Below are 26,338 nucleotides of genomic sequence, written 5' to 3'. Positions count from 1 at the left end.
GTGTTAAAATTAAATTTTAAGAGATATTTTTAGGATTCAGGGTTAATTTCAAACATTTTTCCTGCTTCTACCTTATATGTTTTGTGTGGATATTTCACGATTAGACCAAAATCATGTGTTGCCATCACTACAGTTTTTCCACTCAAATATATCTGTTGTAAAAGTTCAATGACTTCCGCAGAAGTAATCGGATCTAAATTTCCTGTAGGTTCATCTGCAAGAATAATTTCAGGATCGTTTAACAAAGCACGTGCAATTGCAACTCTTTGTTGTTCTCCACCAGAAAGCTCATATGGCATTTTGTGAGACTTATTTTTCATTCCAACTTTTTCCAAAACTTGTTCTGCTTTTGCTTTCATCTCACTTTTCTTTTTCCAACCAGTGGCTTTTAAAACAAAAAGTAAATTTTTCATTACAGAACGATCATTTAACAATTTAAAATCTTGAAAAACGATTCCAATTCTTCTTCTTAAATTAGGAATATCTTTCTCTTTTAACTGATTTAAATTAAAACCTACGATTTCACCTTTTCCTTCTAACAATTCTAAATCACCATAAAGTAATTTCATTAAACTACTTTTTCCACTACCAGTTTTACCTATTAAATAAACGAATTCTTTTTTTTCAAGATTCAAATTCACGTTTGATAATACTAAATTATCATTTTGATATATGAAAGCATCTGTTAGAGATAAGATATAATTTTTCATTAGGATATGGATATTTCAATTACACTTAACAATATTATAAATGTTGAATGAATTGTGTTTTTTAGTTTAAATATGATGCTAATATACTTTAATTTTCTCTTTAAAACTCTAACTTTTGTTTCAATATCTTTATTTTAAAAACAGTGTATTTTAATACATAATTCAAAATATTAACATTTATTTCATATTAACACTTGCAATATTGTATTTTTATAGTAAATTTAACAACTTATAAACATAATATTAAAAACAAATATTTACATCTATGAGAAAAATTACTCTATTACTTACACTACTTGTAATGACAATGGGCTGGCAGGCGTCAGCACAGTGTCCGGACGGGTATACAAAAGTTCTTCTAAATGTATATAGCGATAATCCAGATGCTATAGAAGGAGGAGAATTATGGATTAGTGTTACTTCAGAAGAAGACGGACAAGGATCTATCTATTGGTCACAAGGTGACGAATTAGGTGATAACAATGGATTAGATAACATTGACTTACCAGTTGAAATTTGTATTCCAATTGGAGAAGACGTTTACATCAATGCTTATGATAAATTTGATGATGGTTGGACAGATTTCAGTTTGGAAAATGAATTTTTTTATGAAATTACAGATCCTTCTGGTACAATTATCATTGCTAATAATAGTGGATTAACACCTGGTCCTGCACCAATTCAAGCAGTTACTCCTAGTGATGGGAATACGGATGGTAGCTCAGCTCAATGGAATGAAGATGATGATTTAGAAGTTTCAGAAATGTTTAGTTATACACCTCCAACATGTCCTTCACCATCAGGAATTAATGCAACTGAAACTAATCCAACAGATGTTACTGTAGAATGGTCTGCTGGAGGTACTGAAGCGGAATGGGAAGTAATCATCCAAAACGCTGCAGATCCTGCTCCAACAGAAAGTACTTCAGGTACATTAGTGGATGATAACACAAACTATATGCAATCTGGTTTAGACCAAGGAACAGAATATGTTGTTTGGGTAAGAGCTAAATGTGCTGATGATGATTACAGTTATTGGACAAGTAACTTTACTTTCACAACTGGAATTTCTTGTCCAGATCCTTCAGGGATTACGACTGATGGTGTTGCAGGAGAAAGTGTTACAATTACTTGGACTGCAGGTGGAACAGAAACACAATGGGAAGTTATTGTTCAACCAGCTGGAACAGGGTTAAATGGAAGTTCTACAGGAACAGTTACAAATGATAATCCATATATACATACAGGATTAGATCCAGAAACAGATTACGAATATTATATCAGACCAATTTGTGCTGATGATGATATAGGAGCTTGGTCAGATGTGACTAACTTTACTACACCATGTTCATCAACAACTTTACCTTATGAATATAGCTTCCCTAATCAAGAAGCTGATTGTTGGACATTTGAATCTTTTGCAGGAAATCCATGGAATGTAAATACAGGAAATGCTTCAGATGGAGATGGAGGTCATTTACAATTTAATTATGCAAATACAACATCTGATTCATGGGCTTATAGTAAAGGGATATATTTAGAAGCAGGTGAAGGTTTTTTACTAACTTTTGATTATAAAAGTTATAGCTCTTGGTATACTGAAAAGTTAAAAGTAACAGTTGGAAATGCACCATCTAAAGATGCACAAAATACAGTTTTAGATGATTTAAGTATTCAAAATACAACTTATGAAGAAGCTGAGATGATTTTTACGGCAACAGAGTCAGGTGTTTATTATATTGGATTTAATTGTTATTCTGGTCCATGGACTTATTACTTATATGTAGACAATATTAAAGCTGTCGTACCACCTTCATGTCCTAAACCTAAAGACCTTAGTGCATCAAATGTTACAACAACAAGTGTTGATTTAACATGGACTACTGGAGGAGCTTCTTCTTGGGATATTCTTTATCAAGAGGCAGATTTTGGAAATACACCAGATGAAGTTAATGGAACTATAATTGAGGATGTAACTGAGAATGATCCATATGTTTTAGATGTTTTATCTCCAAATACAATATATAATATCTTTGTAAGAGATGATTGTGCTGATGATGATAAAAGTGAGTGGAGAGGTCCTGTAAATATTAGAACTTTATGTGCAGATTATGATATTCCTTTTACAGAAAATTTCGATACAGATTCTAATACTACTTTTTGTTGGGATAGATCAAATGGAAACTTTGGAGGAAATACAGGAGATTTCTTTGAAGGAAACCAATCTTATAGTGTTACTGAATGGGGTGCATGGCCAGAATATATATATAATTTCGATGATGTAATAATATCACCACTAATTAATCTAACAGGAGATGATCTTTTAAAGTTTAATTATAAAATTACTCAAAATAAAGATGAATGGCAAGAGACAATGCAACTTGAAGTTTTTGTTTCTGACACAAAAGAAGTAGTTGATTTTGAGTCTATAAAGGTGATTGGGTATGAAGATTTAGTTTCTGGAGAATATCAAGAAATTGAAATCGATTTATCAACTTATAATACTTCAAAATATTTTGCTTGGAGAATTACTGGTTCAGGTCCAAATAATAATACTTTTATTATTGATAATGCTAGATGGGAACCAAGACCTCCATGTCCAACACCAGGAGAACTTACAGTAGATAATATTACTTTGGATTCAGCTGAATTTACATGGAATCCTTATAATGATAATACTAATTACCATTTAGTTGTTCAAACAGAAGGAACAGGTGAGCCAACGGATACCAGTACAATTATTGAAACAACAACTTATGAAGATGTATTAGTAACACCTCTTAATAGTGATACATTATATGAAGCATGGGTAAGAAATGCTTGTGGTGATGTAGATGGAAATAGTGAGTGGTATGGACCTATAACTTTCAAAACCCTTTGTGGAGTTGCAACAATTCCTTGGGAAGAAGATTTCGAAGATATGATTGAATTTGGTCATAATATTATTCCTGATTGTATGATTTTAGAAGGTGAATCTGTTTATTCTTACAATGAAGTACAGCCATTCTATAATCAAACACCTAACTCTGGTAATAACTTTATTTCGGTAGAGTATGATTCAGATGCTTGGTTATTAACACCATTATTTAATTTAGATCAAGATAAAAACTATAAAGTATCTTTTTCTTATATTGTAGATGGAAATTATGATGAAGGAAGTAAAGGATTTGATTTTGAATTACTATTTGGTGATGAGCAAAATTCTAATTCAATGTTAATTACACAAATAAACGAACAAGGACAAGAAGAAGAAATAGTTATTGGATACAGAATAGGATACAAGCAATTTAATATTCAATTACCTTTAGAAAATGATGAACCACAAAATGTATATCAAACATATGAGGCTGTTTTCTCTCCTGTTCTTTCAGGAAATAAATCTGTAGGTATTCACATTTCTGCAGCATTTGATCCTTATTATATGACAATTGATGATATCAAAATTGAGGAAACAGAGGAAGAGGTTACTAACCCTCTTAATGTTTCTGAGGAACAAAGCTTATTAGAAGGGATTAAATTATATCCAAACCCAACAAAAGGTGTGATTAATATTAGTTCTCAAAATGTAATTTCTTCAGTAACTATTACTAATTTATTAGGACAAACAGTTGTTGAGAAAGAAGTAAACAATACAATGAATACTTTAGATATTTCTAATTTACCAACTGGAAGCTACTTTGTAAAAGTTCAAGTTAAAGACCAAGTTGGAACTTACAAGATTATCAAAAACTAATAAAATTTAATTTTATACTTAGAAAGGCTATCAGAAATGATAGCCTTTTTTGTTTTTAAGCTATTTTGAAGAACACTTAGAATAAATTATTAACTTTAGTATAGAAGTAATAATTTTGTAGAATAATAATTAAAAACATAATCATGAGAAAACAGTTACTATTACTTATTTTTTTAAGTATTTCATTTATTGGATTTTCACAGAAAAAATATTTACAGTGTGGTCAGGTATTAGATATAGAAAATGAGCAATATTTATTAGAAAAAACAATTGTAGTTGCAAATGATAGTATTGTAGATATTTTAGATGGATTTATTGATCCTGTGGATGAAAAAGATTTTGTTATTGATTTAAGAACTAAAACAATTCTTCCTGGGTTTATTGATATGCATGTTCATTTAGAAAATTCTCCTTCAAAAAATAGTTATTTGGAGAGGTTTACTTGGAACGATGCCGATATCGCTTTTAGAGCTTATCAAAATGGAAAAAAAACGTTGATGGCAGGTTTTACTACTGTTAGAGATTTAGGAGGAACAGGTGTAAATACTTCTTTAAGAAATGCTATTTATAATGGAACTGTTGAAGGTCCAAGAATTTTCTCTGCTGGAAAAGCAATTGGTTCTACAGGAGGACATGCAGATCCTACAAATGGTTTTAAAAAATCTTTACAAGGAGATCCAGGACCAAAAGAAGGAGTGGTTAACGGACCAACTGATGCAAGAAAAGCAGTTAGGCAAAGGTATAAAGAAGGAGCAGATTTGATTAAAGTTACTGCAACAGGAGGTGTATTAAGTTTGGCAAAAAGTGGAACAAATCCTCAGTTTACTTTAGAAGAATTAAAAACAATTGTGAAAACAGCCAAAGATTATAAAATGATGGTTGCTGCACATGCACATGGAGATGAAGGAATGCAAAGAGCTATTTTGGCTGGAGTTACTACAATCGAACATGCTACTTTTATGAGTGATACTACAATGATTTTAATGAAAGCTAAAGGTACTTATTTAGTTCCAACGCTTACAGCAGCAGTAGCAGTTACGGAGTATGGAAAGCAAGATGGATTTTATCCAGAAGTAGTTGTTCCTAAAGCTTTAAAAGTTGGACCTCAGATTCAAAGAACTTTTGAACTTGCGCATAGAAGAAATTTAAATATTGCTTTCGGAACAGATGCAGGAGTTTTCCCTCACGGTGAAAATGCAAAGGAATTTGCTTTAATGGTCGAAGGAGGAATGACAATTATGGAAGCGATAAAATGTGCAACGATTATTAATGCAAATCTTTTAGGGGAGAAAAGAATAGGACGAATTGAAAAAGGAGCTTATGCAGATATTATTGCAGTAGATGAAAATCCGATGTTGAATAATAAAACTTTGGAAAATATCATCTTTGTAATGAAAAATGGAAAAGTCTATAAGTCTGAATTATAAAAATATAACTTAATTTAAATATGTAAAATGAGATCTTTTTGATCTCATTTTTTGTTTAAAATAAAATTGAAATAGAAAGAGGTAAAATAATTTTTTGAATAAAAAACCTTTGTTTTATTAGATTCTTTAGGAAAATTTAAATAAAAATTTTGAAAAAAGATAGTAAATTTGTGAAATGGAGAAAGATTTAAGTAACTACCGAAAATCCTACGAGAAAAGTGAATTGAAGGAAGATAACCTTCCTGAATTTCCTATGGAACTATTTAAAAGATGGTTTCATGAAGCTGAAGAATCTGAGACAGAGGAAGAGGCAAACGCTATGACTATTTCTACAATTGGAGTAGATGGATATCCAAAAGCGAGAGTTGTTTTATTGAAAAAGTTTACTTGGGAAGGATTTATTTTTTATACCAATTATAATAGTGAAAAAGGAAAATCGATTGCAAATAATCCAAATGTTTGTTTGTCTTTTTTCTGGCATGGAATGGAACGCCAAATTATTATAAAAGGAAAAGCTGAAAAAATAGCTGAAAATTTATCTGACGGTTATTTTGATTCGAGACCCGATGGGAGTAAACTTGGAGCTTGGGCTTCAGATCAGAGTTCTCATGTTCCTTCAAGAGAATATTTGGATCATAGACTAGAAGAATTTGAAGTGAAATTTCAAGGGAAAGAAATTCCACGACCTGCACATTGGGGAGGATATATTATAAAGCCAGTTTCTGTAGAATTTTGGCAAGGTAGATCAAACAGGATGCATGATAGAATCTTGTATACAGAAGAAGAAAATTATGAGTGGAAAATCGAAAGATTAGCACCTTAACTTTTAACCAAAAAAAAATGAAAACACTATATATTGTAAGACACGCAAAATCATCTTGGGAATACGAAGGAATCAAAGATATTGATAGACCTTTGAAAAAACGAGGAATTAATGATGCGTATTTGATGTCTAAAATATTAAATGAAAAAGTTCCAAGACCAGATGTATTTCTTTCGAGTAGTGCAAATAGAGCACTACATACGGGAATAGTTTTTTGTAGTACGTTTGGTTATCCTTTGGCAAATTTAAAAATTAACAAATCGCTGTATAGTTTTAGTGATGGATATTTGATTAAGACAATAAGAGCCTTGGATGATGCGTTTGATTCAGCAATAGTGTTTAGTCATAATCATGGAATAAATGATTTTGTAAATGATTTTGGAAATAAAAATATCGAGAATGTTCCTACTTGTGGAATTGTTGGTATTCGATTCAAAATTGATCATTGGAAAAACATTAAAAAAGGAAATACTTTTTTAACGGAATTTCCAAAACATTATAAGAATAAATAAAAAATTAGAATACTTTGGAAATAGAAAAATATGCAGCAATAGATATAGGTTCTAATGCAATCCGATTGTTAATTTCGAATGTGATTGAAGATGAGGGATACCCGACGACGTTCAAGAAATCGTCACTAGTTCGTGTGCCTATCCGTTTAGGAGCTGACACTTTTACAGAAGGAATTATTTCGGAAGAAAATAAAAAAAGAATGATAGATGCGATGAATGCTTTCAGTTTGTTAATGAATGTTCATGGTGTTGTAAAATATAAAGCTTGTGCTACTTCAGCAATGCGTGAAGCTTCTAATGGAGAGGAAGTTGCGCAGGAGATTCTTGATAAAACCAATGTGAAAATTGATTTAATTGATGGAAAAGAAGAAGCAGCTATTATTTTCTCTACAGATTTGACGGATTATATCGATAACGATAAATCTTATTTATATGTTGATGTAGGAGGGGGAAGTACTGAGTTTACTATTTTTTCTGAAGGGAAAATTGTGAATTCAAAATCTTTTAAAATTGGTACGGTAAGACTTTTAAGTCCGGATCAGAAATTGAAACCAATTTGGAAAGAAATGGAAAAATGGATTAAGAAAAACACGAAAGACTTAGAAAAAATGAGTGTAATTGGTTCTGGAGGAAATATTAATAAAATTCATAAAATGTCTGGAAGAACACCTGGGAAACCGCTTTCTTATATTTATATGAATGCGCAATATCATTTCTTGAAAGAATTATCTTATTCAGAAAGAATTTCGGAACTAGGTTTAAATCCAGATCGAGCAGATGTTATTATTCCTGCAATCAAAATTTATCTTTCTGCAATGAAGTGGGGTAATGCAAGGAAAATATTTGTTCCAAAAATTGGATTATCCGACGGAATTATAAAAGGATTACATTCTAAAACGTTATAAAAGAAAAAGACTATTCAAAACTGAATAGTCTTTTTTTTCGGGTAAAAGCAATTAGATTTCTTGTTCATCAACCCAAACAATCATTTCATCTTTAATTTCACTTTTTTTCTCGCCGTAAAGTTTCCATTTTTCTTTAGTCAGAATTTTCTCTAATTCTTCCTCATATTTTGTGTTTTCAACTCGTAGCTTTCTAGGGATTTTAAACTTTGATGAATTTTGAAATATTTCTTTTCGATTTTTATCTGTTTTAAGATTTAATTCATGAACTTTTGATTTTTCTTCTTCGTTTAAATTCAACTTAGAAACCATGATTTCTGTTCTTTTTGCAGAAATATCTTCAGCTAGAATTTTTTTTAATTTATCCAACTTCGATTGACTAAAACAAAGTGTTGAAATAAGTGTGAATAAAACCGTTAATATTGATTTTTTGAAATACATAATTTTCTTTTTTACCCTTCAAAAGTAGAATGGAAATTAATTCTTTGAAAATCTTTTAGATGAATAAGAAAATTGAATAGATGAACCTCTGAAAATTATAGATGTTCATTTGTTTTTCTTCCTTTAATTCCTGTGACACAACCAAAAAAGAAACTAATATATTCTAATTCGAAATTTTTCTTTTTAAATATATCATATATTTTTTTTGAATTTTTGAAATTTGAAACATAAATTCCAAGCATTTTATAAGATTCGTTGTTTTTCAAACAAAATCTGCCTATCAGAGGAATAATTTTTTGAATGTAGAATAGGAAGAGTTTTTTTAGAATATAATTTTTTGGAACGGAAATTTCAGTAAAAACAAATTCTCCATTTGATTTTAAAAGTCTTTCTGTTTCTATTGCAAGTTTTTCTATTTGATTTTTAGTCAAAGTTTTTAAACCATAACAAGAAACGATAGTGGTTAAAGATTGAGATTCTAATTTGTTTTCAAAGAAATCTTCCTGAAGAATGTTTATGTTTAATTCTTTATTTTTTCTTGTTTCTTTTTCAAATTTTGAATCATTTTCTTAGAAAAATCCAATAGAATTATTTCTTTATTTTTAGATTTAGTTTCGGATAAATATTTTAAAGATTCTCCCATTCCTGAAAAAAGATCTAAAACTATTTTTTCGCCATTCAAATCAATTTTATTAAAAGTTTTTCTACGCCAAATCTCTGAAAAACCAAAAGAAGTAATCAAATTCATAAAATGATAGGAAGAAGACATTTCATCAAATAAATCTTGAATGTATTTAGAATTGTAAATGTTATTCATAGTTTATTTGTTTTTAGAGTTTTTTAAATCTTGTTCTAGACTTTTTAAAACATAATTTTGAATTTGTTTGAAACCTAATTCTTCCAGTGGCTTCCAATAAAATCTAGGATAAAGCTCTGTGGTATAACTTATTTTTTCTGTGATTTTAGTGTTTTCTTTATTTATTTTTTCAATTAAATAAGAATTACTTTTCATGCCCAGCCATTTTCGTCCTGTTATTTCAAGATTCAGAACATTAAAATGAATCATTTTATTTTTTTCAATTTCCGTAATTTCTTGTACAAATTTTCCGCTATTTGAATAACATATTCTAATCGCTCCAATTTCATCTTTTTCCAATTCACAAGTCTCAGGAATAGGAAGGTTGAGGTACATTAAAAAAGATTTTTCAGAGTTAATAGAATCTAAATGTATCAAACTATTATAAATTTCATCTGGCGAAAAAGGAAGAATTAGTTCAGATTTCACTTCTGATATTTCAAACTTTTTTTCTGTCAATTTTTCTTCTACAAAACTAAAAGAAAGAAAAAATAAAAATGGAAGAATACTCGATTTTAGTTCATTTTTGTTTTTTTTCTCTGGATACACTTTACAGTAAATCCTTTTTGCACAAATTCCTAAAATTGTAGCGATAATAACAATTGGCATTGCCATTAATACACAAATCATTCCTTCTAAACCACCACAAATAAGAAGAATAAAAAATATAATAAATGAAGTAATTAAACCATAAAAACTAACCGATTTTACTATTGATTTTCCAAGTAAATAACCTAAAATAAAAGGAAGAAATACAAAAAATGAAACTCCATATCCAATTATACCTTTATGAAGTAAAATAAAACCTGTAAATAGAAAAGTTAAACCGATTAGAATTGAAATACTAAATTCTTTTTTCATAACTAATTAATTAAATTTTCTAAAGCATTTTTTAATTCTGGAAAATGAAATTCAAAACCTTCTTTTTCCAGTTTTTTCGGATGAATATATCTTCCATATAAAGCAAGTTCAGCATCTGTTTTCAGAAAGTATTTTGCTCCAAATTTTGTCATCCAAGTAGGGGAGAAGATACTGATTGGAGTTTTTAAAACTTCACGAAGTGTTTTCATAAAAACTTTATTAGAAACAGGTTTTGGCGCAGAAACATTATAGATACCAGAATATTTGTCATTTTGAATTGCTTCCAAAACTATTCTATGAAAATCCGTCTCATGAATCCAACTCATTCCTTGATTTCCACTTCCTGTTTTTCCTCCAAACCCCAATTTTGTGATTTGCTTCAATTTTTTCAAAGCACCACCGTTTTTTCCAACAACAAAACTTGTACGCATTACAAATCCTCTACAATTTTTTGGTAGATTTTCATGAAAAGTTTCTTCCCATTTTTTTCCAACAAAAGGTGCTATTCCATAACCAAGTGTGGCATTTTCATCACAGATTCTATTTCTAGAATCTCCATAAATATGTGCCGTAGACATTTGAATCCAAATTTTTGGAGGATTAGAAATTGTTCGCAAAGCTTCTCCAATAATTTTGGTACTATCAACTCTTGATCTTAAAATCTCATCACAATTTTCGGGAGTTTTGATACAGTTCACACTTTTTCCAGCAAGATTGATAATTGCTTTCGCATTCTCTAATTCTTTTGCCCATTCTCCAAGAGAAAAACCATCCCAAATAGCAATTTTTTTACCTTTAAATATTTTGGGATGGCTCCGAGCAATGATGACTACATCATATTCTTTTTCAGTTAAATAATTAGCAAGACTTTTCCCTAAAAAACCTGTTCCACCAGTAATAATGACTTTTTCTTTTTTCATACTTATTATAGTTATTAAACTTTCAGAAAATATTGAAAGTTTGTGTTTTTAAAAAAACTCAATACTTAAATTGAGTTTTAAAATATTTTTTATTTGATCAGTTTTACCATGTTTTTATAAAACCAATGTTCGTCAGATTTTACAAATTTCTTTACAATTCCATCCAACTTTGAAGTAAAAGACTCCAGATTTTCAATAGTTTCTACAAATTCTTTTGCTTTATCAGAATCGTCTTCCACATTTTTCACTTCCTTTAAAATCTTGATAATTGGTTCCACTTCACGTTTACTTCTTTCTTCCGTAATTCTTCGAGCAACTTCCCAAATATCTTTGTCCGCTTTGAAAAAATCCTTTCGCTCCCCAATCTTGATTTCCTTACTCACAATTCCCCAATCCATCAAACCACGTAGATTCATATTTGCATTTCCTCTTGAAATTTTCAAATATTCCATTACATCTTCCGTAGAAAGCGGTTCTTCACTCACCAAAAGTAAAGCATGAATTTGCGCCATGGTTTTATTAATTCCCCAATTGGAACCTAAAACACCCCAGCTATGCACGAATTTTTGTTTTGCTTCATCTAATTTCATGTTTCAAAGATATAAAACTTTCAATAAAAATTGAAAGTTTTGAAAATTATTATAAAATAAAACATTTTTTAAAAAGATAAACAGATAATAATTTCCCCTCTTGAGAGGGGCTAGGGGTGTGTTTTAGATTAAACAAAATTTTTTTATAAGATTTTAAACGTGATTATGTTTATTGTAAAAACATTTTCCATATTAGGGCGAAACCTTTTTTCTTCGTTTCAAAAAACTCAGAAAAAGGCCGGGCTTTTCTTTCTAAGTTTTCTTCTGCCAAAAAAGTTTTTCTTGGCAATCCGTGGGCTTCTAAGGTCGCCTCCTTTTGCCAAGAAAAAACTAATTTTTGCCAAAAGAAAAGCTTTCCACTACAATCCCTTTCGCAAGAAAAACGATGTTAATAAATATAAACTAAACTATTACTTTTTATAAATTATCAGATTCCACTCTTGAGAGGGGCTAGAGGTGTGTTTTAAAATAAATAATACTAAAGATTTTTACATTTTACAATTCTAAACCCTAACCAAACTTCGGGTTTTGTATACTTAACTTGATTTTTAAAAGTTCCTTTATTGTGATAATAATTATCTCCCATCGCAATTCCTTTTGTTGAAGTCATTTCGCTGATATTATCAAATAAATGATAAAATCCTTTTTCATTAGCAACTAAATCATAAACAATGGATGGTTCTAAAATTTGAACTCCAAATTCATCATAAGGTTTTTTATTTTTAAAAAATATTTCCTTTTCAGAAATGTATAGAATTTTGTCTTTTGTGTTGAAATTCGTTATCTCATATTTGTTTTTTTCATCTAAATCATTTTCAGATTTTTCCCAAATAAACTTTTTGGAAGAATCTAGATAAATTTCAGGATGCACCACGAAAATATTTTCACTCTTCTTAAAATCCACAATTTTGAATTTATCTCCTTTACTTATTTCTTCCCATTCTTGAACAGAAATCAATCTAAAATAAACATTCTCATCAGGATGTTCTTCTGTATATTTTTTGGTGATCCAACTACAAAATTTATTTGCTTGTTCAAATGAAACCCCAATAACAGGATGAGGAATTTGAGTAAAAGAAGGATGGTAAAAGTATTGATCATTTCCTAAAGGAAAAGAATATGAAAACATTTCGTTCATTTGCTTTTTTACTTCACTATCATAATCTTCATTTTTATGGGCTTTTAAAAATTCATTAAATTCTACTTTATTTACTTCAAATTTTGAAACAGAAATAGAATCATTGATAGAAATAAAATTTTCCGGATTTTTCCAGTTTATATTTTTTTGAGCAAAGAAAGAAACTGGAAATAAGAGAAAGAATAAAAGGGATTTTTTCATAACTGAAGTTTTTAACAAAAGAAGTCGAAAAATAGGAATAATTTTTCCTAACTCAATACTTAAAAACTCTTTAACTTGAAAATATCATCAATATGTACTAAAATTGTAAAATAATTGTTAATAACTTATCAAGAAGAATAGTAATAAATGTAGTAAAAAACCTAGCATTTTATTATATTTGTCTGTTTTAGAATTTACATAAAAAGAGATATACAAAAATATGAGCGAAGAAGCTAAAAAACATAATTATTCCGCTGACAGTATTCAAGCGTTAGAAGGAATGGAGCATGTTCGTATGCGTCCATCGATGTATATTGGAGATGTAGGTGTTCGAGGATTGCATCATTTGGTATATGAGGTTGTAGATAACTCTATTGATGAAGCAATGGCAGGACACTGTACTGCGATAGATGTTTGGATAAATGAAGATAATTCGATTACTGTACGAGATAACGGTCGTGGTATTCCTGTAGGAATGCATAAAAAAGAAGGAGTTTCTGCGCTAGAAGTAGTAATGACTAAGATTGGTGCCGGAGGTAAGTTCGATAAAGATTCTTATAAAGTATCAGGAGGTCTTCACGGAGTAGGTGTATCTTGTGTAAATGCACTATCAAATCATTTAAAAGCTACAGTTTACCGTGACGGAAAAATCTGGGAGCAAGAATATGAAAGAGGAAAAGCTTCTTATCCTGTAAAACAAATTGGAGAATCTGATACTACAGGTACAGAAGTTACTTTTCATCCAGATGATTCTATTTTTACACAAACTACAGTATATAATTACGATACACTAGCTGCACGTCTTAGAGAACTTTCTTATTTGAATAAAGGAATTAAGATTTCTATTACAGATAAAAGAGAGAAGGACGATGAAGGAAACTTCGTACATGAAGCTTTTGAAAGTAAAGAAGGATTAAAAGAATTTGTAAAATATTTAGATGCAACAAGAGAGCAATTAACTACTAGTGTAATTTCTATGGAGGGAGAGAAAAATGGAATCCCTGTAGAAGTTGCAATGGTTTATAATACTTCTTATGCTGAAAACTTACATTCTTATGTAAATAATATCAATACGCACGAAGGAGGAACACACCTTTCAGGTTTCCGTCGTGGATTGACAAATACTTTAAAGAAATATGCAGAAAATTCTGGAATGTTGGATAAATTAAAATTCGATATTTCTGGAGATGACTTTAGAGAAGGTCTTACTGCGATTGTTTCTGTAAAAGTAGCAGAACCTCAGTTCGAAGGGCAAACAAAAACAAAGTTAGGAAATAGAGAAGTTTCTTCAGCAGTAAGTCAAGCAGTATCAGAGATGCTGAATGATTATTTAGAAGAAAATCCGAATGACGCAAAAATAATTGTTCAAAAAGTAATTCTTGCTGCACAAGCTCGTCACGCTGCTACAAAAGCTCGTGAGATGGTGCAGAGAAAAACAGTTATGTCAATTGGAGGTCTTCCTGGAAAATTAAGCGATTGTTCGGAAACAGATCCTTCAAAATGTGAAGTATTCTTAGTAGAGGGAGATTCTGCCGGAGGAACTGCAAAACAAGGAAGAGACAGATTGTTTCAAGCTATTTTACCTTTAAGAGGGAAAATCTTAAACGTAGAAAAAGCAATGCAACATAAAGTTTTTGAAAACGAAGAGATCAAAAATATTTTTACTGCTTTAGGAGTAACAATTGGTACTGAAGAAGATAGTAAAGCTTTAAACTTAACAAAACTTCGTTACCATAAAGTAGTAATTATGTGTGATGCCGATGTAGATGGTAGTCATATTTCAACACTAATTCTAACATTTTTCTTTAGATATATGAAAGAATTAATTGAAAATGGACATATTTATATCGCAACACCACCTTTATATTTAGTGAAAAAAGGAACTAAGAAAGAATATGCTTGGAATGATGACCAACGTGATAGAATTGCGATGGGAATGGGTTCAGGAGCATCTATTCAACGTTATAAAGGTCTTGGAGAGATGAATGCAGAACAACTTTGGGATACTACAATGAATCCTGAGTTTAGAACTTTAAGAAAAGTAACCATTGATAGCTTAACAGAAGCGGATAGAGTTTTCTCTATGCTTATGGGAGATGAAGTTCCGCCAAGAAGAGAATTTATTGAGAAGCATGCTGTATATGCAAATATCGATGCTTAATAGAAAATATAGAAAAATTAACACAATTAAATAGAAATAATGAAAGTAACAGTAGTAGGAGCAGGTGCTGTAGGTGCAAGTTGTGCTGAGTACATCGCAATTAAAAATTTTGCATCTGAAGTAGTAATCGTTGATATTAAAGAAGGATTTGCTGAAGGAAAAGCAATGGATTTAATGCAAACAGCTTCTTTAAACGGTTTTGATACTAAAATTGTTGGAACAACAGGAGATTATACAAAAACAGCAGGAACTGATGTAGCTGTAATTACAAGTGGAATTCCTCGTAAGCCAGGAATGACTCGTGAAGAGTTAATCGGAATCAATGCTGGAATCGTGAAATCTGTTAGTGAGAGCTTAATTGAGCATTCTCCAAATGTAATCATCATCGTTGTAAGTAACCCAATGGATACGATGACTTACTTAACTCACAAAGTAACAGGTTTACCAAAGAACAGAATTATCGGAATGGGTGGAGCTTTAGATAGCGCTCGTTTCAAATATAGATTAAGTGAGGCTTTAGAATGTCCTACTTCTGATGTTGATGGAATGGTAATCGGTGGACACAGTGATACTGGAATGATTCCTTTAACAAGATTAGCTACAAGAAACAGTGTTCGTGTATCTGAATTCTTATCTGAAGAAAGATTAGATAAAGTTGCTCAAGACACAATGGTTGGAGGAGCTACTTTAACTAAATTATTAGGAACTTCAGCTTGGTATGCTCCAGGTGCAGCAGTTTCTTCTATGGTTCACGCTATCGCTTGTGACCAAAAGAAAATTTTCCCATGTTCTACTTACTTAGAAGGGGAGTACGGATTAAATGACATTTGTATTGGAGTACCAGTAATCATCGGTAAAAACGGAATCGAGAAGATCGTTGATATCAACTTAAGTGATGCTGAGAAAGAAAAATTAGCTAACTCTGCAGCAGCAGTTACTAAAACAAATGGATTATTAGAATTATAAGATTCGAAAATATATTCAATAGAAAAACTCCCAAAGTTGATTCGTTGGGAGTTTTTGTTTTTTATCTGTTGTAAAGTGGATGATTAGGAGAAAGTTCTAATAAATCCCATTGATTTCCATAAAGGTCTTTAAAAACAGCAACTGTTCCATAATCTGCTTCGATTGGATCTCTTGTAAATTCAATTCCTTTTGATTTCATAGCTTCATAATCACGCCAAAAATCATCTGTTTTTAAGAATAAGAAAACTCTTCCTCCAGTCTGATTTCCTATTGCATTTTCTTGTTCTTCATTAGAAGCTTTTGCTAATAAAATAGTAGCTCCAGATGAATTCGGAGGAGAGATAACTACCCATCTTTTGTCTTGTTCTGGTTGGTATGTATCTTCAATTAATTCAAAATTTAATTTTTTTGTGTAAAAATCAATTGCTTCGTCATAATCTTTTACAACTAAAGCTAAATGAATTATAGACTGTTTCATATTTATAAGGTTTTAAACCAAAATTAAAAATTTTATAGAGCTGTTTAAAATTTATATCCAAAAGTTGTATAGAATTTTAAAAGCTTTATTTGTTGTTTATTCAGTCATCTATTGGTTTGCTACATCTAGGTACTTGCATATAATAAACGCTATTTTGAATCTCAATCACATATTTTTTATCTTTTATACAAAAAGCTTTATAATATTTTTCATTATCTAGATTGTAAATTTTCATTATTAAAAAAGTACTATTGTACATCCAACCTTCTGAAAAATCTATATTATAATTATATTTCTTAACATAACCATCTTTTAAAACTTTATAATATTCAAAAGTTAGAGTTACAGAGGGATCCTTAAAAAAATTTTCAGGTAGTATAAGAGGTTTACCAATACTGTAAGAATAATTAAAACTATTTCCATTATTATTAAAGTCCATCCCAAGATTTGTAATTAATTCATCATCAATCAACAGTATAAAATTAACACCTTTATTATCTTGAGAGAAAATATAGTTTATATTTAAAACAATAAGGATAAAAAATAATTTAATGTTTAAGTTGTCCATTTCTATAGTTTGATAAAATATTATTTATAGTTTTAGATTTAATCACCAATTCTAAAGATTCTTTTCTATTATTAAAGACAGTTACTTGAGTATTTCTGCCTTTAACAGATTTATGCCAAGTCAATACTTTATTTTGAGTTGTACTCTTAGTTTTTAATAGCTATTACAGTACTCAACAGAGTCGAGTATTAGTGGTTATTTATTCGAGAGCGAGCAAAAGGATAAATATTTTTAACAAACAGGTTTGTTATTTAAGAAATTTTATTTACCGTCTGTAATGTTTTCACTTTAGAGGAAAGTAAATAATAAAATCATTGCTTTATGAAAGCTTCAAAGTTACCTCTATATAAATTTGAATCTTTTCTAAATTGAATAAAACCTAAGCTGGGAGCGTTGGGATATTTAGAATAATCTATTCTAAAACGATAAGTATAAGTACTTTTTCTCCCATCTATTGTTATTGGTTCCCTATTAATGTAATATTCAAATGGAATAGAATCATTATTACTTTTGATTAAATATCCTATTTTATTTTTTTTTAAAACCAAAGAATAAAATTTCCCATTCAGATTTCCTTTATAAATTGTTTCTTTTCTAATTACAGAACAACTAGAAAAAAAAATACTAAAAAATATAACTAAAATAAATATTCTCATTTTCACTATTTTAAGCCTTTGTAAATTCATATTAAATAATTTTATCTCTGATTAATTCCATTAGAACTTTGATATGGGTAACGCTGAATTTCAACTATACTTTCAATATAATTTATTGTGATGTCATTAATTTTTTTAAAACGCTTTTAGCAGAAGTATAATGTTACCTAAATCTAGTAGGGAATGAGATTAATAATCGATAATTTTAATCCCATAGATACGTTTAGTATCTATATATTTATATTCCAAAACATTCTTCAAGCTATCTTTGTTTTTAATATAATTTTTTCTACCATTGAAAGATATTGATTTTAAAATTCCATTATGTTTAAGTAACGAGTCTGTTCTTTTAAAAACTTTAATATCAGAATTTAAGTCAATAGATTTTTCCTTATAATAAATACCTAAATTGTAATAAGAAGAATCATTTGAATTAAAAACTACATTGAATCCTTGATTCTTAGCATAGATGTAATTTTTTTTTGGAAGAAAAGGTGAGTAATATTTCCCAGGAATTAGATAAAAATGATGTCCCGTTTTTTTCCAAATAGTAAATACCTTTGATTTATCATCATTATAAATGAAATATCTTTTGTAGAATAATTGATAATAACTAAAAAGGATTAATATTATTAATAACAATTTATATTTCTTCTTCATCTGTTTTAGCAATTTGTTTGAAATATACGATAATATTTTAATTTTTATTATTAAAAAGTCCTGAAAGAACGTCATAAGGCAACACAGTTTGAAGACCTGTGAAAAAGATATAAACTATATGGAAAAACCAATACTTTAAATAAATAAAGTACTGGTTTTCTTAATTTTTAAATAGTTGTTTCGCTATTCGAAAGAATTGAGCATTAGCGATTATTTATTCGGGCTTCAGTTGGGGAGAATTCGAATTTCTGTAACTTCGAATCTGACAGTTTATAATACATTGCTTTATTTCTCAAATGCACATTAGCATACCCTATTTCCCAAATATAATCTTTGGGCAAATTTTGTTTTAAATTTTTCTTAGAAATTATATTTTTACTTAAATCATTTGGATCAAATACAACTACAGGTGATTCGTTTGTGAAAAAATATCCGCTATACTTTATTTCAGATACTAGTTCTGAAGTATCTTTTGAAATTTCAGAAGGTATGAGGGTATATGGAACTAAATCTGGAAATAATTTGACTACTATAATAGTATCTGTATTAACTTTTTCGAAAAATACATGATAAATAGGTTTTTTAAATTTTACAAAAGGGTTTTTATCACTATGATTTTTATTAGTAGGATTTTTATCAATATAATTAACTAAAACCTTCTTAAAATCATTATTTACTATTACTTGATTTGTATCTTTTTTACAAGCTATAAAAATCAAACATACAATTATAATTTTCTTCATAATTAAAATTTATAACTTTTTCTGCGCTTAGTAGTACCTTCTATTGTACTAATTTTTCCAATTCTGTTTTTCATAGCTCTTTTTCTATGTATAGAATTATCCTTACGAAAATATATAAGTAAGGTTTATTTGAACCATATTTTCCTAAATAATATTCTACTCTTGAACTTTCAGCCTCAAGACTTCTAATTCTTTCTTTTCATTAAATTGTAATGGATGAAAATGAACCATTCCTAACCAATCTCTCTCATCTTTTTTAGCTATTCGTTTGAAATATACGATAATATTTTTTTTATTAACAATAAAAAGTCCTGAAAGGACGACATAAGACAACATAGGATGAAGTCCTGTGGAAAAGATATAAAAAACCCAGCATTTTAAAAGGATAAAATACTGGTTTTCTTAATTTTTGAGCAACTTTTACAATTCTAGAGAAAGTCGAGTACTAGTGATTGAATCTAAAAGAATAATTCTAAGTTTTTATTTGATAATCTCATAAACAATCTCTTTATTTTCATTTAAACTAAAAGCACATGGGAGAGATTGAACACCAGTTTTTTTCATTAATCTACTCACAATACTTTTTGAATTGGTAAGATCTTCTGTAGTTACTTTAATAATTTTATAAGATAAATTTTGTTCTAAATTCAATTCTAAATCATGTGTGTAAAGGACTTTTTCTCCTTTTTGTTCCTGTAGAAATTTAATTAGTTGTTTTTTTTCAATTAAAAATTTACTTAATCCTAAAGCCATTGCAATTAAAAATCCAATAGCTACATTTATTGCTAATGATAACATAGTTGAAAATAAGGTTTTGTTTTTTTAACAAAGCTATCAATAAGATTCGCTTAAAAAAAATATTTAACCCTTGTAAAAAATACTTTCTTCATATTTTTCTACAGAATCTACCCAATGTTGAGGTATGTTTTTTTCATCCGAAGATAACATCGTAATTCCACCAACAATAGCACAAATCGTATCTCGATCTCCTAAAACAGTAATCGCCTTCCAAATAGATTCTTCAAAATTATCTAGATTATGAGCAGCACACCAAATAGAAAATGGAACTGTGTCTTTTGCTATAATTTGCACACCATTTCCTAAAATAGATTTTACAGTTTCGATGTGATAATTATAAGGAATTTTGATTCCCTTTTTAATTTTTGAAGTGGTATCCGTATCTGGTAATTCGGTAACAATTTTTTCTATAAATTCCGTAGGAGTATATTTTTCCAATTTTAATTTCACTCTTACTGCCAACGCAGAGGCAATTGAAACAGCGATCGCTCCCGTAATTCCTTCAATATTTGTATGCGTAATTTCAGCTGATTTAATCGCTTGTTCTTTTACTTTTTTTAAATCATCAAAGAAAAAAGCACCGATAGGACAAACACGCATCGAAGCTCCATTTCCCATAGAACCCATACCTTCAAAAACATTTTGAGAAACCTCTTTCCAATTTCCTCCTTCGCCAATTTCTCTCAATATTTTTCTAGCAGTAGCACCATAACCACGATTTAAATCCTTCTCATGATTTCTAACAAATGATTGAATTAATTCATCTTGAATAATTTCTTGATTTTTCTCTAACTGCTCATAAACAGCAATTGCCATGATGGTATCATCTGTAAAATCCCAAGTAGTTTTTGGTATTTTTCTCTTTCTTAAATGTTCTAAAATCATTTCTGTTTCTCCAAAGAAGCTCTCTCCAAAAGCATCTCCAATAGAAGTTCCTAATAAAGATTTTCTAGCAAGTTCTAGTCTTTTTTCAGTTGTCATTTTTTTTGATTTATTTTTTTGCGTAATATATACAAAAAAAGCATATCAACACCGAAGTTTTAATATGCTTTTTTTAATCACTTATCAAATATATAAATTCTATGATTTTAGAATAAATAACTATCAATTATCGATTTATTTTTTAAAAAATATTTATAAGGTTTAGTTGTTTTATCTTCTTGTATTAAATCTAAATTAATAAGTTCATTCAAATCTTTACTTGCAGTCTGTCTTACAATATCATTTCTTTCAGAATAAGAATTCATTGTAATTTTTTCTCCATTTTTTAAGTATAAATATCCAATTAAATCTGCTTGTCTTTTATTTAACCCTTTATTTAATAATTCATATGAAACTAAATTTGCTTTTTTTCTTTCTTCTATTTTTTTATCTCTATAGCGTACTAATTTTTCAAAAGCTATTCGGATATTTTTTATCGAATAAGTAATGAAATAATTTAAGTCATTATTGTCATATTCTGTTTTTAAAAAAGCTTTATCATATTGATTTCTAGATTCTAATATTACTCTTGATATTGAGATGTTCTTGACTAAGTTATAATCTTTTTTTAGTAAAAACCAATAAAATAGAGCTCTCGCAGTTCTTCCATTACCATCTTTAAATGGATGAATAAATCCGATCATAAAATGAATAATTGAAGCTTTAATTATTGGATGTATGAATTTTTTGTCATCATTAATAAACTCACATAATTCGTCCATTAAAGGTTTAACTTCTTCCCAGTCAGGTGGAATATGTGCAATTTCACCATCAATATGATCTGTAACAAAAACTTCACCTTCTCTAAAATCTCCTGAATATTTTTCAGCGTCAGTATTGGCTGTCATGATTTTATGTAATTCAATAATTAGTTTGAAATCTATTTTCGAATTAATATATTCTGAAATAAATTTTATTGCTTTTAAATTATTAAAAATCATTTGTTCAGATTCATTTCTAGGATTTCTTCCTGACTTCAACATGTCCTTAGCTACTCTAGTTGTTGTAGCAGCTCCTTCAACTTGTGAAGAAGCTACAGCTTCTTCAAGTAATGAATTTTTGAAAAACTCTAATTTATCTGAAGGGAGGATAGGATTTTTTTGAAGTCCCCCCATTAATTTTAAGTCAAAATCATGTAAGTTTCTTGATATATGTTCAGAAATGAAATAATAAAATTTATATTTACCAAATTGTAAATTTTCATATTTACTAATTCTATATGATTTAATCAAGGTCCAATTTTCTATTGGTGTAGATAAAGGAGCATCTTTTCTGTATTTTAAATCATCCCAATAAAAATACTTTTCATCAGATTTATTTATAAACTCAGTATATTCTCCTTGAAAAATTTTTTCAAGGTAATTAATATTTAATTTAAACTCAGGTGGTCCTTCTAACTTCATAGTAACATTGTTAAAATGTAGTTCAAAATTAACAATGTTTTTTAGTTATTACAAATATTTTTAAGTTAAAAATTACTCAAAAATTAGTTTAATATTAATTGAATTTTTTTAAGTTGTTATCAGATATTGATAAAATATAGAAAACTGCGAATTATCAAATAAAACTTCTTTCGAACCATCCATCAGAAAACTAATGGTGTGTTTATTTAAAACAATTTGTTGTTTGGAAATTGCTTGCGAATTTTGATAATCAAAAACCTGAACAGGTAGGGTAGAGTCTAGATGAAATGCTTCAGGAAGATTGATTGTGTCCATTTTGATTTTATTTGAGATGGTAAAATTAAAACTAAAATGTTGGAAGCAAAATTTTAAAAGACAATAAAAAAGGCTTTCAAATATATATTTAAAAGCCTTTCATTTATTTAATATTTTTTCAATACTTCAAATTCGTCATAAGTTAAAACCCATTTTCCATCGATTCTTTCCCACTTTTCTTGATAGATTTTTCCTTCTCCAATATTCATACTCCATCTTGATTCTAATAGAGCTGAATTTTCAGTAGCTGCTGTGAAAATTGGATTATGATACGTTAAGTTTTTAGCTCCATCTTTGATTAATTTTGCCCAAAAACCTTCAATTCCATTTTGTCCTACAATAGATGCAAAAGGAACTGCATTCATCACAGCATTTTTAGAGTATCCTTCTCCACAAATGTTGCTTTTACCAGAATTAAATCCATTTGTCCACTGCATAGAAGCTTTAATAACTTCCTCTAACACAAGATGACTTCCAACAGGATTTGTAGTGTTTTCTTTAGGAGTTTTAAATTGTTCTAAAACTTGAAAATTATCATAAGTTAGTAACCATTTTCCATTGATTTTTTTCCATTTCTCTTGAAAAATGATTCCTTTTCCAACATTCATACTCCAATTTGCAGATAAAAATGCTGTAGTTTCATTCGGAACTTCTACACTTACGTTTGTATAAATCAAATTACTAGCTCCAGATTCGATAAATGGTGTCCAAAATTCAGAAATTTCTTTAGTACCTTTTTTTAATCCAAATGGCTGCGCAAGCATTACTGCTGTAGAATCATAACCTTGAACACAGTTGGCAGCATTTCCTTTGTTAAAAGATTGGATCCATTTTTTACTAGCTTCCAAAACTTCTAAAGCGATCTCATGATGTTTTGTTGGAGAATGTTGCTGATAAGACTGCGTTATCGTTTCTTTTTTTATTTCTTTTTGTTCAGAACATGAAATAAGTGTTATTCCTACAAAAATTGCAACAAGTAATGTTTCTATGCGTTTCATTGTGATTGTGTTTAAATTCGATGCAAAGAAAAGGCAGATAATTGTGCAATACTTGTGACTTTTGTTACAACAGATATGATTTTTATGAAATTATTATTTCTTTTTGCCCCAAAACAACTTTGTTTTCTTTTTCCAAATTTTTTAAAAGTCTAGAAATAACCTCTCTAGTAGTTCCAAGTTCTTTTGCCAATTGCTGATGTGATTTTTTTACAATTGAATTTTCAGCTTTAGAAATTAAATAATCATACAAACGATCTTTTAGTGGTTGAAAAGCCAAATTTGAATATTGATTAATAAGATGCATATAGCTTTCTCGGAAAATATTGGTGGTGAAATTATTCCAAGATTTATATTTAAAATTCCAATCTTTCACAAATCGAACAGGAATATTTAAAATTGTACAATCTTCTTCAACAATTGCATTCACATTACTCTTACAATCTTCAAAACAAGCAGATAGTGATAGAGTACAAGTCTCCATACTATTCAGATAGTAAATCAGAATTTCACGATCTTCGTTTGCTTGGTAAACTCTTACTTTTCCTTCTAAAACAATTTTTAAAACCTTAATGTATTCATTTTCTTTGATGATAAAATCACCTTTTTTATGTGTAGTAATGGTAGAACATTCTCGAATCTCTTTTATTAGTTCTGGTTCCGTGATTTTAAGTTTTTGAATAAAAATATCTATCATGAGTTTTTATAATTTGATTACAAAGGTCTTGTAAAATATATTAATCCAAAAATTAAGGTCAAAAAACAACTAAAAGCAAAGCCGCATATAAAAAAGAACATTCTAAATCTTTTTATTTGAATTTTGTTTTTGAAATAATACCAATCGATTAATTCTAGAAAAACTCCTGAAGAATATGCAATATTAGCCATGATTCCCCAAAATAGAATTCCAAATAAATCGAAAAATAAAAAAGAATATCTACTATTAATAATTCCTAGTGATAATGTTGAAACCCCAATTAATCCAAGTGAAATATTAAATATTATTCTTTTGGATTCCCACCATTTTATGTCAGCTTTTAATTCTTCTATTGTCATTTTTTATTCCATTTTTTCATAATAATATCTAGTCAAACGAGTACGTCTTTTGTTTGTAAATTTGGATTTTTCTATAATTAGATTTTGATTATTGTATTTGTATCTAGTGGTGTAAATTATTCCATTTGACTTTATTGTCTTACTCTCTATCAAGTTTCCTTTATTCCAAGTGTTTATAATCTCCCAACTTTCTTTTTCAGGAGAATCATTTAAACTTTTCTCATTTAAGATGTTATTATTTTTATCATAAACTGTAATTATTTTTTGAAAGTAACTTCCATTCGAATCTGTATTATTTAAAGTAGTTTTAATTGTTTTATCAGAATCATATGTAAATGTTGTTGTCGATTTCCAAAGAGGTTTCTCATAAATGTACCAACCAGTAGAATCTATCTGTTTTTTTAGTCTATTTTCCTTATCATAAAAATAATAATTTTTGGTATGCAATTCATTTTCGTCTGTGTATGAAATACGTTCTATAAGTCTATTTTTTTGATCATATTTCCATTTAATAAATAAATATTTTGGTTTGCAGTAGTAACAATAATTTCTATTTTCAGGATTATAACTTTTTGTTTTTATATATCTGGTGCTATCAATAGTAATATATTGTTTTATCTTTTGATTGTTTGAGTTATAAATAGTCTCATATATTTTAGGATCTTGAATGGATTTTATATGCGTAGTATCTTTGGAGGATTTATCGATAGAAAATTGATTATTTATAATTCTATATTCTGACCGTATTTTGTTATTTTGATCATCATAAGTATGAATAGATTCTCCTTCCTCTATTTCATATTCAATATAACCGTATTTCTTTTTTTTATGAATTTCTATTGGAGAGCTTGTACCTTTTAGCAATAAACCTTCGCTGTTATAATAACTTTTAAATTTAGATGGATTCCACACAGCTGGTGCATGACTAGAATATATTAAATAGCTATCAATACCGTAAACAGTATTATTTTTTAAATCAATTTCTTTAGAAAATAATAGTATACTATCTCTTCGTTTTTCTTTCCCATTTTTTCTTAAGGGAATTCCATATGCTGAAGCTTTCTTTTTTTTATATTTCAAAAAATTAGAATAATCCCAATCTAATTCCTTTGTATTTTGACTAAAAATGGAAATAGAGATAAAAGAGATAAAACATAAAAGAATATTTTTCATAGCTGTTGAGTTTAATTTTTTTGTTTAAGTTGATTATAAAAAAGTTTAGTGTTTTATTGAAAATAAGAGTTCATAACAATGCTTGTAAAAGTAGAAGAATTATCTATAAAATACAAAATAAGGAAATTCAATAGAAATGATTTTACTTTAGTAAACATTATCACGATTGATTTTGTAAGGGACTTCTGAGTGTAACTCTGAAATTATGTATTCCGACAGCAATTTTCATAATTTTCTCTCTTTTTTCAAAGTATTTTATTCGAATTTTCTC

The 26,338-nt window shown here is 28.8% G+C and carries 25 protein-coding genes and 1 pseudogene; 7 read left to right on the top strand and 19 right to left on the bottom strand.

Going from position 1 to position 26,338, the window contains the following annotated elements; translation table 11 throughout:
* Nucleotides 1–29 precede the first annotated feature (29 nt).
* Nucleotides 30–710, bottom strand: a complete 681-nt coding sequence (locus I0K12_RS17825) for a cell division ATP-binding protein FtsE (RefSeq protein WP_196889499.1) — start codon at nt 708–710, stop codon at nt 30–32.
* A 265-nt stretch (nt 711–975) separates the two neighbouring features.
* Here I0K12_RS17825 and I0K12_RS17820 point away from each other — a divergent pair, with 265 nt between their 5' ends.
* From I0K12_RS17820 to I0K12_RS17800, 5 genes are all read left to right on the top strand, one after another.
* Nucleotides 976–4,443, top strand: a complete 3,468-nt coding sequence (locus I0K12_RS17820; protein ID WP_196889498.1) for a fibronectin type III domain-containing protein — start codon at nt 976–978, stop codon at nt 4,441–4,443.
* 143 nt (nt 4,444–4,586) lie between these two features.
* A complete protein-coding gene (locus I0K12_RS17815) occupies nt 4,587–5,870 on the top strand; it encodes a metal-dependent hydrolase family protein (protein ID WP_196889497.1) in 1,284 nt (427 codons plus the stop codon).
* Nucleotides 5,871–6,045: 175 nt separating this feature from the next.
* Nucleotides 6,046–6,693 carry a pyridoxamine 5'-phosphate oxidase gene (gene pdxH / locus I0K12_RS17810; protein WP_196889496.1) on the top strand — a complete coding sequence of 216 codons (648 nt, stop codon included), beginning with the start codon at nt 6,046–6,048 and terminating at the stop codon, nt 6,691–6,693.
* Nucleotides 6,694–6,710: 17 nt separating this feature from the next.
* Nucleotides 6,711–7,205, top strand: coding sequence for a SixA phosphatase family protein (locus tag I0K12_RS17805; RefSeq protein ID WP_196889495.1), 495 nt, complete (start codon nt 6,711–6,713; stop codon nt 7,203–7,205).
* A 14-nt stretch (nt 7,206–7,219) separates the two neighbouring features.
* Entirely contained in the window at nt 7,220–8,110 is an 891-nt protein-coding gene (locus tag I0K12_RS17800; RefSeq protein ID WP_196889494.1) for a Ppx/GppA phosphatase family protein, read from the top strand.
* A 51-nt stretch (nt 8,111–8,161) separates the two neighbouring features.
* Here I0K12_RS17800 and I0K12_RS17795 read toward each other — a convergent pair whose 3' ends face one another.
* The 6 genes and pseudogenes from I0K12_RS17795 to I0K12_RS17765 form a co-directional block, all read right to left on the bottom strand.
* A complete protein-coding gene (locus tag I0K12_RS17795) occupies nt 8,162–8,548 on the bottom strand; it encodes a hypothetical protein (protein WP_196889493.1) in 387 nt (128 codons plus the stop codon).
* Nucleotides 8,549–8,643: 95 nt separating this feature from the next.
* Nucleotides 8,644–9,296: pseudogene (locus I0K12_RS22030) on the bottom strand (class I SAM-dependent methyltransferase).
* A 72-nt stretch (nt 9,297–9,368) separates the two neighbouring features.
* Nucleotides 9,369–10,265 carry a hypothetical protein gene (locus I0K12_RS17780; protein WP_196889491.1) on the bottom strand — a complete coding sequence of 299 codons (897 nt, stop codon included), beginning with the start codon at nt 10,263–10,265 and terminating at the stop codon, nt 9,369–9,371.
* Between the two features lie 2 nt (nt 10,266–10,267).
* Nucleotides 10,268–11,185, bottom strand: a complete 918-nt coding sequence (locus I0K12_RS17775; RefSeq protein WP_196889490.1) for a TIGR01777 family oxidoreductase — start codon at nt 11,183–11,185, stop codon at nt 10,268–10,270.
* Nucleotides 11,186–11,274: 89 nt separating this feature from the next.
* The gene (locus I0K12_RS17770; protein ID WP_196889489.1) at nt 11,275–11,775 is read right to left on the bottom strand and encodes a GbsR/MarR family transcriptional regulator; all 501 of its coding nucleotides are present in this window, start codon (nt 11,773–11,775) and stop codon (nt 11,275–11,277) included.
* Nucleotides 11,776–12,253: 478 nt separating this feature from the next.
* Nucleotides 12,254–13,114, bottom strand: a complete 861-nt coding sequence (locus tag I0K12_RS17765; RefSeq protein WP_196889488.1) for an SUMF1/EgtB/PvdO family nonheme iron enzyme — start codon at nt 13,112–13,114, stop codon at nt 12,254–12,256.
* A gap of 220 nt (nt 13,115–13,334) precedes the next feature.
* Between I0K12_RS17765 and gyrB the strand changes: the two genes are divergently transcribed.
* Together gyrB and I0K12_RS17755 are read left to right on the top strand one after the other, a co-directional pair.
* Nucleotides 13,335–15,275: a DNA topoisomerase (ATP-hydrolyzing) subunit B gene (gene gyrB, locus I0K12_RS17760; RefSeq protein WP_196889487.1), complete on the top strand. Its 1,941-nt coding sequence runs from the start codon at nt 13,335–13,337 to the stop codon at nt 15,273–15,275.
* 39 nt (nt 15,276–15,314) lie between these two features.
* Nucleotides 15,315–16,241, top strand: coding sequence for a malate dehydrogenase (locus I0K12_RS17755; RefSeq protein WP_196889486.1), 927 nt, complete (start codon nt 15,315–15,317; stop codon nt 16,239–16,241).
* 61 nt (nt 16,242–16,302) lie between these two features.
* Here the strand turns inward: I0K12_RS17755 and I0K12_RS17750 are convergent, their stop codons facing one another.
* The 12 genes from I0K12_RS17750 to I0K12_RS17690 all read right to left on the bottom strand — a co-directional run bounded on the left by I0K12_RS17750 (nt 16,303) and on the right by I0K12_RS17690 (nt 26,067).
* Nucleotides 16,303–16,719, bottom strand: a complete 417-nt coding sequence (locus I0K12_RS17750; RefSeq protein WP_196889485.1) for a VOC family protein — start codon at nt 16,717–16,719, stop codon at nt 16,303–16,305.
* Nucleotides 16,720–16,819: 100 nt separating this feature from the next.
* Nucleotides 16,820–17,287: a hypothetical protein gene (locus tag I0K12_RS17745; protein ID WP_196889484.1), complete on the bottom strand. Its 468-nt coding sequence runs from the start codon at nt 17,285–17,287 to the stop codon at nt 16,820–16,822.
* 845 nt (nt 17,288–18,132) lie between these two features.
* Nucleotides 18,133–18,603, bottom strand: a complete 471-nt coding sequence (locus I0K12_RS17735; protein ID WP_196889482.1) for a hypothetical protein — start codon at nt 18,601–18,603, stop codon at nt 18,133–18,135.
* 203 nt (nt 18,604–18,806) lie between these two features.
* The gene (locus I0K12_RS17730) at nt 18,807–19,346 is read right to left on the bottom strand and encodes a hypothetical protein (RefSeq protein WP_196889481.1); all 540 of its coding nucleotides are present in this window, start codon (nt 19,344–19,346) and stop codon (nt 18,807–18,809) included.
* A 480-nt stretch (nt 19,347–19,826) separates the two neighbouring features.
* Nucleotides 19,827–20,144, bottom strand: coding sequence for a hypothetical protein (locus tag I0K12_RS17725; protein ID WP_196889480.1), 318 nt, complete (start codon nt 20,142–20,144; stop codon nt 19,827–19,829).
* Between the two features lie 63 nt (nt 20,145–20,207).
* On the bottom strand, nt 20,208–21,125 hold the full coding sequence (locus tag I0K12_RS17720) for an ADP-ribosylglycohydrolase family protein (protein WP_196889479.1): 918 nt from the start codon (nt 21,123–21,125) through the stop codon (nt 20,208–20,210).
* A gap of 107 nt (nt 21,126–21,232) precedes the next feature.
* Nucleotides 21,233–22,528 (bottom strand): Fic family protein, encoded by a 1,296-nt coding sequence (locus tag I0K12_RS17715; RefSeq protein WP_196889478.1) that lies wholly within the window; start codon nt 22,526–22,528, stop codon nt 21,233–21,235.
* Between the two features lie 108 nt (nt 22,529–22,636).
* Nucleotides 22,637–22,843, bottom strand: a complete 207-nt coding sequence (locus tag I0K12_RS17710; protein ID WP_196889477.1) for a hypothetical protein — start codon at nt 22,841–22,843, stop codon at nt 22,637–22,639.
* Between the two features lie 107 nt (nt 22,844–22,950).
* Nucleotides 22,951–23,841 carry a YybH family protein gene (locus I0K12_RS17705; RefSeq protein ID WP_196889476.1) on the bottom strand — a complete coding sequence of 297 codons (891 nt, stop codon included), beginning with the start codon at nt 23,839–23,841 and terminating at the stop codon, nt 22,951–22,953.
* Nucleotides 23,842–23,923: 82 nt separating this feature from the next.
* Nucleotides 23,924–24,535 carry a Crp/Fnr family transcriptional regulator gene (locus I0K12_RS17700; protein WP_196889475.1) on the bottom strand — a complete coding sequence of 204 codons (612 nt, stop codon included), beginning with the start codon at nt 24,533–24,535 and terminating at the stop codon, nt 23,924–23,926.
* A gap of 17 nt (nt 24,536–24,552) precedes the next feature.
* Nucleotides 24,553–24,894: a hypothetical protein gene (locus I0K12_RS17695; protein WP_196889474.1), complete on the bottom strand. Its 342-nt coding sequence runs from the start codon at nt 24,892–24,894 to the stop codon at nt 24,553–24,555.
* Between the two features lie 3 nt (nt 24,895–24,897).
* Entirely contained in the window at nt 24,898–26,067 is a 1,170-nt protein-coding gene (locus I0K12_RS17690; RefSeq protein WP_196889473.1) for a hypothetical protein, read from the bottom strand.
* Between the last annotated feature and the right edge of the window lie 271 nt (nt 26,068–26,338).

This window comes from Aureivirga sp. CE67 (genome assembly GCF_015767245.1).
GTDB lineage: Bacteria > Bacteroidota > Bacteroidia > Flavobacteriales > Flavobacteriaceae > Aureivirga.
Note: the sequence above shows the minus strand (reverse complement) of the source record. Positions and strands in the feature narration are given on the sequence as shown.